Genomic DNA, 15,806 nt, shown 5'->3' with positions numbered 1-15,806 from the left:
TTAAACGTTTGCAGCGAGGCGTGCACGCCGTTGCTGGAAGAAGAGCCGGAGTCAGGCAAGGGATGTTATCTCATATAACAGCCCTGTACCTGATACCGGCTCTTCCTCATTATAATTCCATTTCGCCAAGGATTTCAACTTGACGCATCTTTTATTCATATAGCCACACAAGCCAAATTCTTTCCGGCCTCCAGTATTGTCACACAGCCACCCCCGCCCGTGCCAGTAAAGTAGATAGCCGCTGGGGAGGCAGGGGGCAGATGCGAAGGTATAAGCGGAAGGGACGGAGAATCCTCACCAGATTCCTTAGCTTGTGGGATGAGAGCCGCTATCGGCGAACATTCCACAGGCTTAGGAATCTGTGTGATAGTCGCAGTCCCGGACGCATCGCAGCATATGCCCCCTGCCTTCCCAGCGGCGCCCTGCTTCACTAAACCCCCATTTATTTCTCATCATATAATTTTATCTCAATCTGCTTTTCTTCAAAATCTATGAACAGCTGGAAGGCATATCCATCATCGCTCGTATCCCAGATCTCTACATATTTCGGAATCACCTCTATGAGAATCTCCGTGTCTTCATGGCTGTATTTATTATAACTCTGCCACAGATATTTCTTATAGCCTGCTGCGAACCGCTGCCCCGGCTCTTCTGTCACAAGCCCCTTGTTGACAGCAATGCCTTCTACCTGCACCCCGCTCCAGCACATCGCCACTTTCGGGTTCTCAAGCAGCTGCTTTGTCTTGCGGAAATTCTTGTCCGTCTTGAAATAAATCTTCTCGTCATAGAACAGGCAGCTGACGTTCCTTACCATGACATAATCGTCCAGGCTTGAAGCCAGTGCCATAATCTGACAGTCACCAAGCATCTCAAACATACGGTCCACTGCCTGCTCATAAGTAATGTTCCTATCTAACGTAAACTTCATGATTTCTCTCCTTTATCTGCTGATAATCCCTTTGATTACTTTGCTCAGCCTCTTATATATAATAAATGTAACCAGAGATGTAACACCGTACTTAATCAGGTTGAACGGCAGGATGCCGAACAATGCCATCGTCACCGCATTCTTCATGGCCGGATTGACTGTGCTGCACATGGCGATAATATCATCCATGGACATGCCGAATAACTTGACATAGAACGGAATGATGAGATACAGATTGGTAAATACTGCAACGACAGCGACAAACGCGGAGCTGACCGCCATACCCGCAGCCGCCATCCTCTTCGACTTGTTCCGGTGATAGATAATCAGGGCCGGCAGCACGTAGGCACAGCTCAGTATCAGATTCTGCAGTTCACCTGTGCCAAGAGAAAAGCTTCCCTGCATGACAAGCTGCAGCATAATCTTCACAACGATGATGCACACGGCGGCTACCGGACCGAACATGAAGCCGCCAAGCATCTCCATCAGGCCGGAAAAGTCAAACGACAGGAAAGGCGGCATGAAGGGAATCGGGAACCTGAACAGCATCAGCACTGCGCTGACCGCGCCCATAAGGCCGATGAACGCGATTTTCTTCACCTTCATCCTTGCATCCTCACGGGCCTGTAATTTCTTGCCCGCTGTTACATTCATTGTTTCATTTGTCTCGTTCATACTGAATCCTCCTCAAAAAAATAACCCGGCACATCAAAAATCATGTCCCGGGCGTAATTACGCAGAAAATGCCTTTTCTCATCCGGACTATACCGTCGGTTCTGGAATTCCCGCTGAAGGGGTCACCAGATCAGCCGCTTAACGCGGGTCATGGACTATACCATCGGTAGGGACTTGCACCCTGCCACAAAGACTTCTATATTCTTTTTTGAATAGGTGATTGCAGTAACATCATCTGCTGGTTACCATTATATACCTGTCCTATGCACATGTAAACAACTATTTTCCACAGGCTGACATAGACAGGACACGATTGCCGGGTCAATCCTGCGCGATTGCCCACACCCTTACCGGCAGCCCTGTAGCACCCTCAATCGGGGGATACGCAGTGATGATGATGGCTCCCGCCGGGGGTACCTGATCCAAGTTGCAGAGCACTTCTACCTGAAGCTTCCCCTTATCCAGTACATACCTTTCGCAAGCAAGATCTCCGGCCTGCCCGGCCAGCACAGAGGCATCGGTATCCAACGTCTCATGCCCGTTTGCCGCCGCGTTCCGCACTTCATAGATATATTTCAGCGCTTCCATCGACCAGCCGGGCGTATGCTCTCCTCCCTCCTCATCAAAGTTGCAGATGGCATCCATACTTGGCCAACGTTTGCTCCAGTCCGTGCGAAGCGCGACAAACGCTCCGTCAGGGATATCCCCATACTTCTCTTCAAATGCCTTGATATCCTCCACAGTAACCGCATAGTGGACATCTTCCTTTACTTTTTCTGAAATGTCTATAACTACGAGAGGGTAGACCATATCCCTGACACCATATTGCTCCGACAGCTCTCTGCCTTTGATAAAATGTCCCGGGAAATCAATATGTGTACCAAACTGTCCCGGGAATTTAAATGTCTGTATGAGGCAGTCCAGCATTTCATTGCCCCAGTCAAACACCGTGCTGGACAGTTCCACCGCACCGTCAGGAATTCCTCCCCAATATGGGCTGTCATTATTCAGAGGATGGGACAGCTCCACCCACCGGCAGCCTTTCAGCCTCTCCAGGTCTTTCCATAATTCGTACATAATAACGCACCTCCTTTATCAAGCATTATACCTTGATTTTGGAGGTGCGGCAAGTATCAGACGACTCTTGTCATTGGCAGCCCGTTATTAATTCCGTTTGTCATAACAATCTGGTGCAGATCGATAATTCCATTGTGGAAAGTAGCCGCACAGGATGCCAGGTACAGCTCCCACATACGCATGAACTCTTTCCCGTAACTCTCTGTTATCTCTTCCTTATGCTTCAGCAGGTTATCCCGCCAGCAGAGCAGCGTCTTCGTATAATGCCGCCTCATGCTTTCTACGTCGACCGTATACAGCTTCTTATCTCCCATGATATGGATGATTTCCCGCAGGCTTGGAATGACGCCTCCCGGGAAAATATATTTCTTGATAAACGCGTCCCCGGGAAATTCCTGCAGGGCGCTGATGTAATGCAGCAGGAACAGGCCGCCTGTCTTGAGGACGGACTGTACACATTCGAGGAACAGGGGATAATTGCCTCTTCCTACATGTTCAAGCATTCCTACGCTCACCACCCTGTCAAACGCAAGACCCGATGACTTCAGCTCACGGTAGTCCATCAGCCGTACCTCAAGGCTGTCCTGGAGCCCCTCATCCTCTATATCCTTCTGGAATTTGGCATACTGTTCCCGGCTCAGCGTTATGCCGACTCCTTTCACGCCGTACTTCTTCACGGCATGTTTGAGAAGAAAGCCCCATCCACAGCCGATATCCAGCATATTCATCCCCTCCTGGAGATACATCTTATCCAGTATATGTTCTACCTTGTTAACCTGCGCTTCATAAAGCGTATCAGAAGATTCCTTAAAATAGCCGCACGAATAGCTCATCGTCTCGTCCAGCCAGAGCTTATAGAAATCATTACCTATATCATAATGGGACGTCACTTCCTGCTCCTGGCTTCGCATATTTTTCGATGTATAAAGAATCCGGCGAAGCGCTCCCCGGTTGACGCTGAACTTGCCCATCTCCCCGAGGAAGCTGTCCAGCACCTCGAACAGATCCTTATCCACATCGATGTCTTCCCGCATATAGGCTTCACCAAGCGCCAGCGACGTACTGTTCAGAAGCTCCCGCTTCGGGATATTACGGTTGATCTTCAACGTAAATGCAGGATCCGCGTCCCCAATCGTTATAAACTCCTCCGCCGTCTCCAGATTAAAGCTGACCGGTATGATCTTCTGCAGATAGCCTGTAATAAATTCATTCATCGTTCTCCACCCTCCAGTCTGAATCAGATACGTAATGATTATTTCCATTTCTTCCAGAAAAATACATGACACGGTTGACATACATCTATCTTGTGATACAATATAGTAAAGAACATTGTATTGCAAGGTAGCGGAAGGATGTGATGTAAGATGGACAAATCACAGCTTATGAAAGGAATACTGGAAGGCTGTATCCTGAAGATAATAGACAAGTCCGAGACATATGGGTATGAGATTGTCGTGAAGCTTCAGGAAAATGGATTTCAAGATGTAAGAGAAGGCACTCTGTATCCACTGCTTCTCAGGCTGGAGAAAAAAAAGCTGATTTCTGCCACATACAAGCCAAGCCCCCTCGGCCCAAGCCGAAAATATTATGTTCTGACGAAGGATGGAAAAGAATATCTGGACAGCTTCCATAACAGCTGGAAAGAGACTTGCATTTCAGTAAACCGGATTTTTAACGAAGAGAATATGAAGGAGGAAAGCATATGAATCCATTTAGAAATGAACTTAAAAGGTTAGAGAAAGAAAACAACGACATGGCTGCCGATATCGAATGCAGAGACAATTATGTGGCTGTCCAGAATATGGTCCGTTACCTTTCATCTTTTTCCCTCTCCCTCTTTCAGATACAGGTTATCCGTAAAGACCTGATCGGCATGGCGCTGGAAGCTGACAAAGAGGGGCTTGCTCTTCAGGATAAGCTCGGCGTGGCGCCGAAGGAATTCTGCAATGACATTATCCAAAGCGGGGAAAGCAACGCGCGCAGCGAACATCTGCTGAATGCAGCCGTAAATACTATCCAGTTCGCTGCCATATGGCTCTTCATAAAGTACTTCATTTTTTCTCCTTATACAATAGCTTGGAGCGATCTGCTGTCCGTCTTCTTATACTACATGGGATGTAACTTTCTGGCATCCTACATACGCAACCGGCTCTCCATAGCTTCTAATCCAATAGTGCGCTGCCTTCCATATCTATTCGTTTTCTTCATGTTTTTAAGCGCCTACATGTTATCTATCAGATTTTATGCACCTATTAACAGGCCGATTATTATAGCTGACGGCTGGATTGTCATATCTATCGCGGCCGTGGCTGCCGCAGCCGCTACCATGCTGTCTAACATATATTGGCACCGCTGCTCAAGAAAATATACGTGCTGATCATTTCCAGACCGTTTTTTTCATTCTTTCCGGTGATTTGTGATATACTGTTTTAAACAGAAAGAATACGATACGAAAGGATGGTTCTATGCTGACACAACAAGAAGATAAAAATTTACTGAAAGAAACGCTTACTTTCTGGAACCAGCTTACGCATACACAGCAGGATATGCTTATCGAAAGCGCGGCATCCGGATCATACGAGAAAGGGACGATACTTCACAGTGCAGACTATGAATGCATCGGAACGCTCATCGTCAAATCCGGCTCTCTGAGAGTCTACATGCTCTCGGAAGATGGAAGGGAGATAACCTTATACCGTATCAATGAAGGAGAGGTCTGCGTCCTGTCTGCCTCCTGTGTCCTGCAGTCCATAACATTTGATGTCTACATCGATGTCGTATCAGACTGTGATTTGATTCAGCTCTGTTCCAAGGCATTTGCTTCCATCATTGAAGGCAATGTCTATGCGGAGGCCTTTACATACAGGCTCACTACGGAACGGTTCTCAGATGTCATGTGGGCCATGCAGCAGATACTGTTTATGAGCTTTGATAAAAGACTTGCTATCTTTCTCCTCGATGAAGCCGCATCGCTGCACTCGGATGAAATCAAGCTCACACACGAACAGATTGCAAGGCTTATGGGCAGTGCCAGAGAAGTCGTGACGCGTATGCTCAAGTATTTCTCCTCTGAAGGTTATGTAGAACTCTCAAGAGGAATCGTTAAGATCATGGATAAAAACAAGCTCAAATCTCTCATCTGAAATTCTGGATGTCGTGAAAGTGTGTTTTTATGATAGAATCATCCGTCACATAAGAGACCTGTCGTATCCATGCGGACCGGCAGGTCTCTTATATATCGCAGAAAACATTTCGCGCTAGATGCACTTATATGATATCCTTGATATAACAAGAACGAGAAAAGGAGCCAGAATATGAAGGTTGTAATTGCTGTGGATTCATTCAAGGGGAGCCTCTCATCCATGGAGGCCGGACTTGCTGCGAAAGCAGGTATACTTGCCGCCAGGCCGGACGCTTCTGTCACTGTAAAGCCTCTGGCGGACGGAGGGGAAGGTACGACCGACGCCCTCATAGAAGGACTGGGCGGTAGAAGAATCGACGTAACCGTAACCGGCCCTATGGGGCAGCCCGTCGCTGCCTGCTATGGATATCTGGACGGCTCTTCCACGGCTGTGATAGAGATGGCTGCCGCTGCCGGCATCACGCTTGTTCCCCCAAAAGAAAGGAACCCTCTTATTGCCAGTACGTTTGGGGTCGGGGAGATGATCCAGGATGCGGCTGAACGCGGCTGCCGTAACTTTATCATCGGTATCGGGGGAAGCGTCACAAATGACGGTGGCATCGGAATGTTAAAAGCGCTCGGCTTCCGGTTCCTGGACAAAGATGGACGAGATGCCGGCGAAGGAGGCCGGGCGCTCGGCAAGATAATGTCCATCGATACAGGCGGACGTAACCCGCTGTTGTCCGAGTGCCGCTTCCAGGTTGCGTGCGATGTCACGAACCCTCTCTGCGGAAAAAACGGCGCAACTTATATCTACGGCCCGCAGAAAGGAGTAACGGAAGACTTGCTTGAAAAGCTGGATGGAGACATGGCCCACTATGCAGCCGTCACAGCCGAAGCACTTGGGGTCCATTATGCCGGTGTTGAAGGCGCCGGAGCGGCAGGAGGGCTCGGCTTTGCTTTTCTTAGTTATCTGGGTGCTTCACTTACGCCGGGTGTTGATCTGATTCTGGATGCAGTCGGTCTGAAGGATGTGCTGCCTGGCGCCGATATCGTCGTCACCGGGGAAGGCCGCCTCGATGCACAGACAGCTATGGGAAAGGCGCCGGCCGGCGTCGCCCGGATGGCGAAAAGATATGGTATCAAAGTAATCGCGTTCGCCGGGAGCGTGTCGAAAGAAGCGCCGGCCTGCAACGAAGCAGGCATCGACGCCTACTTCCCTGTCATCCGTGGCATCACAACTCTTGAAGAGGCCATGAAGCCCGATACTGCCCGAGAAAATATGGCCGCTGCCGTGGAGCAGGTGTTCCGGCTTCTGGACTGATAAAGATATGTGCACCCCCGGAAGGATTTTGTCACATAGGAAATAGATTTCTCCTATGTGGCAAGAAAACAGACCTCTGCATCTATACAGGGGTCTGTTTTCGCTTTCTTCTACACTTCCAGCATTGCCTTGAGCTCTTCTTTAGACTTTGCTCCCACTTCTGATTTGACTTTCTGTCCATCTTTGAATACCATAAGCGTGGGTATCGACATCACACGGAATTCTTTTGCCAGTTCCTTCTGTTCGTCAACATTGACCTTGCATATCTTAGCATCCTTGACTTCTCCGGCCAGTTCTTCGACAATCGGCAGAACCATCTGGCACGGTCCGCACCACTCGGCCCAGAAATCAACCAGCACCGGTACCTCTGATTCTAAAACCTCTTGTTTAAAATTGTCCTTCGTTAAATGTATTGCTGCCATAATATTACTTCCTTTCTATGATTAATCTTATTTTGTTTTGATGTTGTCTTTATTATACACTATTTGAGGATCCTTTCTGTGATTTGGTCACAATTATCTGCTGATAAAAATGATTGGCACGTCCGATGACTTCCTCCGGAAATCCTATCCTCTCAAGCAGCCTTATGGCATTTGTATTTTTGCTGACTCCGCTGTGGATCTTATAATCGAAAATGACATCTTCATCCTCTGGCCGCTCACTGAAATAATAGTAGTCATAGCCGCTGTCTTTCAGCATTTCCAAAAGTTCCAGGTCATGCGTGGCCACGAGGACGATGCTGTTCTTATCCTGCAGATACTGGAGGATAGACGCTGACGCGGCCAGCCGCTCATCGGTATTCGTTCCGCGCAGTATTTCGTCAATGGCACAGAATACGGGCAGCCTGCCGTCCGTACTCAGCGCTGTTCTTTTCAGAGACTTGATCTCACGTATATAGTAGCTTTCTCCTTCCATCAGGTTATCCCTCACGGCCATCGAAGATTTTACATAGGTCGGGGGAAGCACAAACTTCCGGGCCGTACATGTATGAATCGTCTGGGCAAATATCTCGTTTATCGCGGCCGCTTTGATAAAAGTCGACTTTCCTGACGCATTGGAGCCAGTGATGATGGTATTTTTCCGCAGCTTGACACTGTTGTAAACAGGATTGTCGATAAGCGGATGATATATGTCCTCCATCTCTATGGACAGCGCTTCATGGAAATCAGGTACGCAGCAAGCCGGAAGGCTTTTCCGGAACGACGAAGTGCATATGAGCATGTCCAGCTCTCCAACCAGTTCGTACAGCCAGATGAAAGCATCCATCTTTTCGCTTATCTCACCGATAATCTTGTTATACACTGTAAAATCAAGAAGGAGTGCACCCGTTATATACGAGGCTGCCATCTCCATAAAGTCGCCGGACGCTGCCGTCCTTTTTCTGCCGAGCAGATATAAGAACTTTTTTTCCGAAGGTTTCAGCCCGGCAGCAGCACGGGAGAGCTTCTGGAACGCTTCTACACAGTGTCTCGTCTTGCTTCCTGTCAACTTCCTGGCCGCCAGCATCAACCCGTATATGCCTTCGATTACTTCTAACTGCGTGTCATATTTCCCCTTCATCGTACCGTGGATGACAAGATTGATAAGAAACACAAAGAATGCGCCGGCAAACATCCACTTCGTACGAAGAATCAGGCCAAAGAGCAGACTGAGCAGGAACACGCTCCGCATCAACCTGTAGCACCAGACGTGGGACACCTCAAAAGCGTCTATATTATTGAAAAACGCAGGCAGGTAATAATAGCTCGGCCGCTTTCCAATCTTGTGGAGTTCATACTGGATTTCAGCGCGTTCTTCTGGCCGTTCCTCAAAGTAAGCCATCAATCGTTCGTATCTGGCAAACCTTTCCTCATCCTGCGACAGGATTCTAAGCGACGCATACAGATACTGTTCTCCTGCAAAGGAACAGGTTGTATTTATCCTCTGGAACACTTCGGACATGTCAAGGTCGTTCCACGTCTCATCGTCAACCAGTCCGTAGGCATCGCCGTGTTCTGCCTCCGTGAAGTACAGACCTGCCAGCTTGAAATCAGTCTCCTTTTTCTCCGGCTTCTTCCCATACTGTTTTCTGATTGATTCGCGCAGCCTTTTCTGGCCTGCTTGTCTTGAATAAACCGCAATAATAAAAATAGAAACTATCGCCCCTGCGACAAGGGCCAGCGTATACACATCCATAACTCAGCTCTCCTCTGTGGTCATCCTGTCCATATCACTGTATTAGTTTTTTAATACAGTTTATCACCACCTTTGCGGAAAGTCAACCGATGTACAACGGTATACGTACTTTTATCCGCGCCCCTCCTGTTTCTGGCGAATTATCCGCCTCCATCGTTCCTCCCTGCTGCCGGATAAAGCTGTCTGCAATATAGAGCCCCATTCCGTAATGGCCTCTTCTGTGCCTGCTTCTGTCTCCCTGGAAGAACTGGTCCGACGCGGCTTTTAGTTCCTCCTTGGTAAATCCCGGTCCATTGTCGGTGACAACCGTTTCGAGCCATCTCTCTGATCCGGTTCTTTTCACACGGGTGTCTATAAAGATACTTCCACTATCCGGCGTGTATTCTACAGCATTGGCAAGTATGTTCATAAATGCACGGTACAGCTTTGCCTCCTGCACCCACAGGTCTGTCCCTGCCGCATCTATATGTGTCTCTACTTTTATCTTTTTACCTATGCCGAGACTCTCTGCTTTTTCTGAAAGCTGGCCTATGAATGCCTCGGTGCAAAGCCTCTTCTTCTCCTCCTGTCTTCCTCCTTCAGAACGTAAAGTCTCCTGTAATATAAGGAGATACTCTTCTATCTCCTTTACGCTGTCCGTTACATACCGGTTATATTCTTTCACGTCCGGGTCACATGACGTTTCATGGATCAATTCTGCGTTGCCCCTGATGACAGTGAGAGGTGTCTTGATATCATGTGCTAGTGCGGCTACCTGCTCCTTTTTCATCTCTTCTGATTTCCACTGTTCTTCCAGTGATTCCTTCAGTGCCTCTTTCATCCTGAACAGGGATTCCAGCACATCGTCAATCTCACGGATATCCGAGTATTCCCTGCCAAATTCCAGATTGCTCTCCTTAATCCTGTCTGTCGCCTCATTCAGCGTCTTAAGCCGCCTCGAAAGATAGCTTCCAAAGCTTCTCGCCGTCCACGCCGTCTGCAGCAGAAATACTGCGAGTATGACCGCACAGAACAGCCACTCTGCATTCGGAAGCCGTTCCCTGAGCGAAGGGTCTGCAAATTGGGCGAGTATGTCGTAGCGGATGATACATGTCTCTCCTCCTTCTCTCTCGATGAACCGGTAAAAGGTCTTGAGGCCCGGCTGCGTATTGCCGCTTTCCTTATATTTCCACGCCTTTTTCTGTTCTTCTTTTCCATAGCTGCCGTACAGGTAATTCCCTTCTGCATCATAGACACCATATCCGGCGCCGTCTGGAATGATATCTTTTCCAACATTTCTGCTCTCCCTTATGGCACCTGACGCTGCTTCCAGCTGATTCAGCGTGTATACGGCAGGCTGCAGGAATCCCGTGTTGATCATTATATTGAGGGCAATATAAGCTGCCGCTGCCAGGAGTGCGCACTGTCCAAGGAACACTGCCAGATAGGTGATAAAGATCGTATCTATTTTTTTCTTCCTTTTTATTTCCATCGGTATCCTATCCCCCACACGGTTTCTATCGGTGCCGCTCCCACTGCCTGGCATTTTGACCTGATATTCTTTATATGCTCTGTTATCGCCGTGCTGTCGCTTTCTTTTTCATAACCGAACACATGCTCATAGATACGTTCTTTGGAAAACACCTGTCCCTGATGCAGAGCCAGATATTCGCAGATGGCATATTCGCTCTTCGTAAATGGTATCTCCTGACCTTCAAACAGCGCTTTCTTTTCCCGAAGCAGGAACTGCATCCCTGCGACAGTGAGCAGATGCCGCTTCTTCCGTCCCTCTCTCCGCAGGTGTGCCTGTACCCTCGCGCGCAGCTCACCGATGCCGAATGGCTTTGCAATATAATCATCCGCACCGATGCCAAGACCTTTCATGATATCTGCCTCGTCTGTCTTAGCTGTCAGAAACAGGACAGGACAGTCGGTTCTACTTCTTATATGCTCACACAACGTATACCCGTCTAGTCCTGGCATCATCACGTCCAGCAGTACGAGGCTGTATTGCGGCAGTGCGAGCTTCAGTACTTCTTGTGAATCGGACACCGTATCCACCACATATCCATCCTTTTCCAACGCATTTCTTATAAGCATAAGAATATTTTTTTCATCGTCCACTGCCAGGATCCGTTCCTTCACTATTCTTCACACCGCCTTCCTTCATAATAGTGAAACCAGAGAAGAATCCCGGACGTAATGAGGGCTGCTGCCGCCGCGCATACTGCCAGCTCCGTCGGCAGCGCCCCTGACACTTGGTTCCATCTCTCCTGGTTTCCTGTTTCATATAATAGCAGATAACTGCTCCATCTGCCACTCCAGGCGAAGGGAATAATCGGCCAGCATCCGTCTCCGAGCCCGGTCAGCATGAGCGCAGCCAGGACTGTTCCGAGAATGCCTGCTGCCAGAGCGGCCGCTTTCGCATATTTGAGGCTTAAAAACAGATAGACCGAATACAGTACCGTCTGCCCGAGCCACAGCAGAAGAGTGCTCACCATGTAGTATCGCAGTGGAATGGGATTCTGCCCTATCATCAGCTCATATCCCGCAGCAAAGCCAAGGACGGCAAGTGCACAAGCCGCAAGGGAACTGAGATTCAGCGCCAGCCATTTTCCAATGAAGGCGCAGCACTTCCTTCCACTCACTATAAGAAAGGTCTGCATATTACCTTCCTCTTCCAGCTCCACGGACATCGAACAGATGAGACCCGCCAGAAAAGGATAGACGACTGCCAGCGCTTCCACATATGCCTGTACCTTGGCCGCCGCGTCCCACGGTGCAAATGTATAATAGAGTAAGAATGCAGCCGCACCTGCGCCTGGTACTAGCAGATGTATCCAAAACAATTTCGTATGGCGCATCTTGATAAATTCACTCTGGGTGAAGCGTAACAGATCTCTCATATCGTCTCCCCTCCCCTTTTTCCGTACCATCTCCTCCCTGCCGACCAGAGGAGTGCAAGCCACGCCAGGCAGACAAGCATCCCTGCCGGCACTGCTTTCATATCCATCAGCCCCGGGTAATACGTGAGGCTGCCTTCTTCTGCTATCAGTCCGTTCGGCAATACTTTAATCAGAGGGCACATCAACCTGGCCGTCACGGAATACGGGCTTGCAAACCAGAGGCTTCCAAGTGAAACGACAATCGTGCTGTATAGATTCAGCGCCAGGTTGACAAGCAGCGTCGGATACAGGCCGAACCTTTCGTTTGCCCAGAGGCAGAGCGGTATCTGCCATATGCAGCCTATCGTCATGACGAACACGGCTGACGCCCCCTGCACAAGCGTTATATCCGCCAGCTGCATCACCCCTGCGGCATGCGCCGATACAATGGCTGCCACCATGGTGAGCAGATAGAGGATGATATTTCCAAGTATCACGGATTTTATACAGAAGAGCACTTTCGCATCCCACACACGTCGTACGTCTAACGGAAGAACTGCGACAGCGCGGTTGTTCAGCTTCTTGTCTGCCTGGCCGGTCATACAGCACACAAGCGTCACCATACCGGGGAGAAGCGTCATATACCACCAGTTATAGGCGTCTATCGTCCCATAGCTGCTGGCGAGCAGAAACGCCATGATTACGGTAAGCGCAGGCATGATAATGTATAGTTTTGAGCATATCGTATGCCTGTGTTTCAATTGCTCCGCGGGATAATACGTCTGGAATAGTGAGCCCATCCTACCACTCCTCCTTCCGGTATCTGCCCGTAATCTTCATGAACTTTTCCTCCAGATGTCCCTTTCCGGGCATCCCTCCCTGAAACCCGAGCACCCCGTCCGCCAGGATACCGATATGATCTGCCATCTGTTCTACCTCGCTGAGAATGTGGCTGGACAGGATGACAGTAATCCCCTGCTGCGGAAAGGAACGTATCATTTCCCGCAGCTCCTGTATCCCATACGGATCCAGACCATTGGCCGGTTCGTCTAATATCAGCAGCCTGGGGCTGTTCAGAAGCGATGCAGCGATACCGAGGCGCTGTTTCATCCCGAGTGAAAAATGTCCCGCTTTTTTTCTCCCTGTATTTTTAAGGTTTACGCTGAAAAGCACCTCATCAATCCTTTCCTCTGGTATCCCCAGTATCTTCGTGCGAACAAGCAGATTCTCCCTCGCACTCAAGTTTCCATAAAGCGGAGGCGTCTCAATCAGTGCACCTGTCTCCTTCAGGTTCTCCCTGCTCCATGGCCTTCCGTCATACAATATCTCCCCTGCCTCCGGGCGCATCATGCCGGTAACCATCTTAAGAAGCGTAGACTTCCCTGCCCCGTTCGGTCCGAGAAGCCCATATACACACCCCTGCGGCACCTGAAGCGACACATGCGACACCGCCTGCTGTCCCTTGAACTCCTTACATAGATTCCTCGTTTCCAACAATAATCGTACCATAATCAAAATCCTCCTTACGAGAATTAAGATAAAAGATAAATCTAAGGAATTTATAAGGAATACATATAAAAACGCATTTGGGTACACCACAAAAGTCAATTTGGGACGTAACCCTTTTGAAAAAGATCACGTCCCCAATTGACCAAAACTACTTCCCAAGGCGGCAGACCGCCCGCCCTTGTTTAACGTCGAGCATAAGCTCTGCCCGGCAGTCTGACACGTCATACAGCTTTATTATCTCATTCAGCTCCGCATCTTCCGGCCACAGTTCGGGGAAGATATCCCGGTGCTGCTTCAGCAGCTGCGGCTGGTAGCACCTTGTCTTGCTGTTCTCGTTGATGGCCCCGTAGTAGACGTCGGCTTCCACGAGATCCTGGAACATGTGGCTTCCGTAGGAGAGCTCGGGGTGGTATCCGACCTCGCTGTAGGCCACCTCGCAGATGGCGCAGAATTCGCTGATGTTGGCGTACACGACCGGCACCCCGAGCTCCGGGGAGGAAGTGCCGATGCGCCCGGGCACGAGGAGGAGCATCTTCTTCTCCTCTTCTTCAAAATGCTTGTTTATCTCGTCTATCTTACGTGCCACGCCAAACTTTTTTGCATACGGATATTCATAATACTTTCGCGGATCAACCCAGACGATGAGGTCCAGCTTCTCTGTCTTGGAGCGGCGCATGGATGTCCTGCGCACGTCGAACAGGAATTCCTGCGTCTTGTCTTCCGGGATATGTATCTCCTCCGATACGCTTGCCTGTAGCGGCCTGCATTGGAGCAGGTTTACTTTCCATTCCTCTTTTGCACGGCTGTTGACAGCAAATTCCACGTCCACAGGTCTTCCGTATTCCTCTTCCAGCATCTCCAGGATATGCTTCATCAGCTGGATGAAATCATCATTGTTCACCATCCCCTGGCAGTCGGCAAAATATACTTTCTTATAGACGCCCCGCTGTGCCAGCATGTCCTCCGCATCGGTGTCATGGCTTAAGACAAGCTTCTTCTGCCATCCCGGCAGCGCCTGGATTACTTCTTCCAGCCGCCGCGTGCCAAGGGAATTCGTCTCATAATCCATCACATCCACCTTCCGCTGCGAATACTTATGCCGTTCCGCTACGGTAGTCCTTAAGTTCGCCTGCGCCCTGTCCAGACACACGAGCCTCGGATAATCGCCGGGCGTGCGCTCTACCGCCCGTGTGCCAAGCCCCATGACCATTCGGAGCATTCCGGCATCGGGATTCATGTTCTCCATCCATTTGTATGGATTGTAAGAACAGCCCATCCCGGCAGCCACGGGCATATAGAACCCGTCGTACTTCTGCCCTTCCACCTTCTGGATGAGAAGTGCCATCTGCTCATCCGTATCGAGCAGCTTCCATCTTCTCCGGTACTCGATGGCGGACGGATTCATCGTGCTGGCATACACGCTCCGTATCGCATCCATCAGTTCCTCGAGACGTTCCTCCTCACTTCCCTGGTTCATGCAGAAGGTAGATTCATATTTCCCCGAAAATGCATTGCCAAATCCATCCTCGAGAAAGCTGCTGGAACGGACGATTACCGGACTATCTCCGTAATGCCGGACGATCTTCCTGAGCTCTTCCATCAATTCTTCGGAAAATGCCCCTTGGCTCAAGCGGGCACGCAGCTCATCTGCATCCTTAAACCGCTCCTTCTCCTCCATGTGGCGTCTGCGAAGTTCCATACAGTCATTTTCCACAAGATACTGGTAGAACACGTCCGAACCCACAAAAAATGAATCGTGGGGCTCCATATGCTCCATATACTGGGGCGTCCGCACCGCAATCAGCTTCCTCGCAAGAAGAAGGCCGCATGCCTTGCCCCCAATCCTCCCGCCTCCGATGCAGCGTTCCTTGACACGGCAGTAATCCTCCGGCGTAAAATGTTCTACGATCAGCCGTTCCATCCGCATGTCCGTCGTCATCAATTCATTGCATATATATTTGCTCTCCTTCGCCGTCAGGCTTTCCCTGTTCCTGATCTCTTCCCAGTTCACCATCCACGCCTCCCTTTTCTCCTGCACATGGCCGCCATGGATGCTACTGCCGCTTATTCTGCTGCCTCCGCATCAAGATAGCCAAATGCCTATACTTCTTATACAAATATAAGTATTTGCTT

General features: G+C 49.6%; 16 protein-coding genes and 1 riboswitch. Of the genes, 4 read left to right on the top strand and 12 right to left on the bottom strand.

All coding sequences use genetic code 11. The annotated features are described in order from the left end of the window. Positions 1-442: 442 nt before the first annotated feature. The 4 genes from HMPREF0980_RS00350 to HMPREF0980_RS00335 form a co-directional block, all read right to left on the bottom strand. Positions 443-928: a pyridoxamine 5'-phosphate oxidase family protein gene (locus HMPREF0980_RS00350; RefSeq protein ID WP_049727189.1), complete on the bottom strand. Its 486-nt coding sequence runs from the start codon at positions 926-928 to the stop codon at positions 443-445. A gap of 12 nt (positions 929-940) precedes the next feature. Continuing rightward, positions 941-1,603, bottom strand: a complete 663-nt coding sequence (locus HMPREF0980_RS00345; RefSeq protein WP_049727188.1) for an ECF transporter S component — start codon at positions 1,601-1,603, stop codon at positions 941-943. A gap of 66 nt (positions 1,604-1,669) precedes the next feature. Continuing rightward, a riboswitch (FMN riboswitch) is annotated at positions 1,670-1,801 on the bottom strand. Positions 1,802-1,924: 123 nt separating this feature from the next. Continuing rightward, positions 1,925-2,680, bottom strand: a complete 756-nt coding sequence (locus HMPREF0980_RS00340; protein WP_049727187.1) for a cyclase family protein — start codon at positions 2,678-2,680, stop codon at positions 1,925-1,927. 56 nt (positions 2,681-2,736) lie between these two features. After that, on the bottom strand, positions 2,737-3,894 hold the full coding sequence (locus HMPREF0980_RS00335; protein ID WP_049727186.1) for an SAM-dependent methyltransferase: 1,158 nt from the start codon (positions 3,892-3,894) through the stop codon (positions 2,737-2,739). A gap of 150 nt (positions 3,895-4,044) precedes the next feature. On the opposite strand from HMPREF0980_RS00335, the gene HMPREF0980_RS00330 reads away from it, so the two are divergent. The 4 genes from HMPREF0980_RS00330 (at position 4,045) to HMPREF0980_RS00315 (ending at position 7,125) form a co-directional block, all read left to right on the top strand. Continuing rightward, positions 4,045-4,386: a PadR family transcriptional regulator gene (locus HMPREF0980_RS00330; protein WP_049727185.1), complete on the top strand. Its 342-nt coding sequence runs from the start codon at positions 4,045-4,047 to the stop codon at positions 4,384-4,386. Next, positions 4,383-5,057 (top strand): hypothetical protein, encoded by a 675-nt coding sequence (locus tag HMPREF0980_RS00325; protein WP_049727184.1) that lies wholly within the window; start codon positions 4,383-4,385, stop codon positions 5,055-5,057. The genes HMPREF0980_RS00330 and HMPREF0980_RS00325 overlap by 4 nt, the downstream gene beginning before the upstream one ends. 88 nt (positions 5,058-5,145) lie before the next feature. After that, positions 5,146-5,823: a Crp/Fnr family transcriptional regulator gene (locus HMPREF0980_RS00320; RefSeq protein WP_049727183.1), complete on the top strand. Its 678-nt coding sequence runs from the start codon at positions 5,146-5,148 to the stop codon at positions 5,821-5,823. A gap of 171 nt (positions 5,824-5,994) precedes the next feature. Next, the gene (locus tag HMPREF0980_RS00315; RefSeq protein ID WP_049727182.1) at positions 5,995-7,125 is read left to right on the top strand and encodes a glycerate kinase family protein; all 1,131 of its coding nucleotides are present in this window, start codon (positions 5,995-5,997) and stop codon (positions 7,123-7,125) included. A 110-nt stretch (positions 7,126-7,235) separates the two neighbouring features. On the opposite strand, the gene trxA is transcribed toward HMPREF0980_RS00315, so the two are convergent. From trxA to HMPREF0980_RS00275, 8 genes are all read right to left on the bottom strand, one after another. After that, positions 7,236-7,547: a thioredoxin gene (gene trxA / locus HMPREF0980_RS00310; protein WP_049727181.1), complete on the bottom strand. Its 312-nt coding sequence runs from the start codon at positions 7,545-7,547 to the stop codon at positions 7,236-7,238. 52 nt (positions 7,548-7,599) lie between these two features. Continuing rightward, positions 7,600-9,300 (bottom strand): MutS-related protein, encoded by a 1,701-nt coding sequence (locus HMPREF0980_RS00305; protein WP_049727180.1) that lies wholly within the window; start codon positions 9,298-9,300, stop codon positions 7,600-7,602. Positions 9,301-9,382: 82 nt separating this feature from the next. Beyond that, entirely contained in the window at positions 9,383-10,771 is a 1,389-nt protein-coding gene (locus tag HMPREF0980_RS00300; protein ID WP_049727179.1) for a sensor histidine kinase, read from the bottom strand. Next, complete coding sequence (locus tag HMPREF0980_RS00295; protein WP_049728267.1) at positions 10,762-11,379, bottom strand: response regulator transcription factor; 618 nt, start codon at positions 11,377-11,379, stop codon at positions 10,762-10,764. The genes HMPREF0980_RS00300 and HMPREF0980_RS00295 overlap by 10 nt, the downstream gene beginning before the upstream one ends. Positions 11,380-11,423: 44 nt before the next feature. Then, positions 11,424-12,185: a lantibiotic immunity ABC transporter MutG family permease subunit gene (locus HMPREF0980_RS00290; protein WP_049727178.1), complete on the bottom strand. Its 762-nt coding sequence runs from the start codon at positions 12,183-12,185 to the stop codon at positions 11,424-11,426. After that, positions 12,182-12,964, bottom strand: coding sequence for a lantibiotic immunity ABC transporter MutE/EpiE family permease subunit (locus HMPREF0980_RS00285; protein WP_049727177.1), 783 nt, complete (start codon positions 12,962-12,964; stop codon positions 12,182-12,184). Before HMPREF0980_RS00285 ends, HMPREF0980_RS00290 begins: the two co-directional genes overlap by 4 nt. 1 nt (position 12,965) lies before the next feature. Beyond that, positions 12,966-13,673, bottom strand: a complete 708-nt coding sequence (locus tag HMPREF0980_RS00280) for a lantibiotic protection ABC transporter ATP-binding protein (RefSeq protein WP_049727176.1) — start codon at positions 13,671-13,673, stop codon at positions 12,966-12,968. A gap of 148 nt (positions 13,674-13,821) precedes the next feature. Next, positions 13,822-15,687, bottom strand: a complete 1,866-nt coding sequence (locus HMPREF0980_RS00275; protein WP_049727175.1) for a PEP/pyruvate-binding domain-containing protein — start codon at positions 15,685-15,687, stop codon at positions 13,822-13,824. Positions 15,688-15,806 lie beyond the last annotated feature (119 nt).

The sequence above is a fragment of the Dorea sp. D27 genome (genome assembly GCF_001185345.1).
GTDB lineage: Bacteria > Bacillota > Clostridia > Lachnospirales > Lachnospiraceae > Extibacter.
This window is presented reverse-complemented; position numbering and strand designations above follow the sequence as displayed.

Bases quoted from the DNA above. Each gene is read 5' to 3' on its own strand.
- HMPREF0980_RS00340 (WP_049727187.1), bottom strand. From the start codon at position 2,680: ATGTACGAATTATGGAAAGACCTGGAGAGGCTGAAAGGCTGCCGGTGG.
- HMPREF0980_RS00325 (WP_049727184.1), top strand. From the start codon at position 4,383: ATGAATCCATTTAGAAATGAACTTAAAAGGTTAGAGAAAGAAAACAAC.
- HMPREF0980_RS00335 (WP_049727186.1), bottom strand. From the start codon at position 3,894: ATGAATGAATTTATTACAGGCTATCTGCAGAAGATCATACCGGTCAGC.
- HMPREF0980_RS00305 (WP_049727180.1), bottom strand. From the start codon at position 9,300: ATGGATGTGTATACGCTGGCCCTTGTCGCAGGGGCGATAGTTTCTATT.
- HMPREF0980_RS00320 (WP_049727183.1), top strand. From the start codon at position 5,146: ATGCTGACACAACAAGAAGATAAAAATTTACTGAAAGAAACGCTTACT.
- HMPREF0980_RS00350 (WP_049727189.1), bottom strand. From the start codon at position 928: ATGAAGTTTACGTTAGATAGGAACATTACTTATGAGCAGGCAGTGGAC.
- HMPREF0980_RS00315 (WP_049727182.1), top strand. From the start codon at position 5,995: ATGAAGGTTGTAATTGCTGTGGATTCATTCAAGGGGAGCCTCTCATCC.
- trxA (WP_049727181.1), bottom strand. From the start codon at position 7,547: ATGGCAGCAATACATTTAACGAAGGACAATTTTAAACAAGAGGTTTTA.
- HMPREF0980_RS00345 (WP_049727188.1), bottom strand. From the start codon at position 1,603: ATGAACGAGACAAATGAAACAATGAATGTAACAGCGGGCAAGAAATTA.
- HMPREF0980_RS00330 (WP_049727185.1), top strand. From the start codon at position 4,045: ATGGACAAATCACAGCTTATGAAAGGAATACTGGAAGGCTGTATCCTG.
- HMPREF0980_RS00280 (WP_049727176.1), bottom strand. From the start codon at position 13,673: ATGGTACGATTATTGTTGGAAACGAGGAATCTATGTAAGGAGTTCAAG.
- HMPREF0980_RS00275 (WP_049727175.1), bottom strand. From the start codon at position 15,687: ATGGTGAACTGGGAAGAGATCAGGAACAGGGAAAGCCTGACGGCGAAG.
- HMPREF0980_RS00285 (WP_049727177.1), bottom strand. From the start codon at position 12,964: ATGGGCTCACTATTCCAGACGTATTATCCCGCGGAGCAATTGAAACAC.
- HMPREF0980_RS00300 (WP_049727179.1), bottom strand. From the start codon at position 10,771: ATGGAAATAAAAAGGAAGAAAAAAATAGATACGATCTTTATCACCTAT.
- HMPREF0980_RS00295 (WP_049728267.1), bottom strand. From the start codon at position 11,379: ATGCTTATAAGAAATGCGTTGGAAAAGGATGGATATGTGGTGGATACG.
- HMPREF0980_RS00290 (WP_049727178.1), bottom strand. From the start codon at position 12,185: ATGAGAGATCTGTTACGCTTCACCCAGAGTGAATTTATCAAGATGCGC.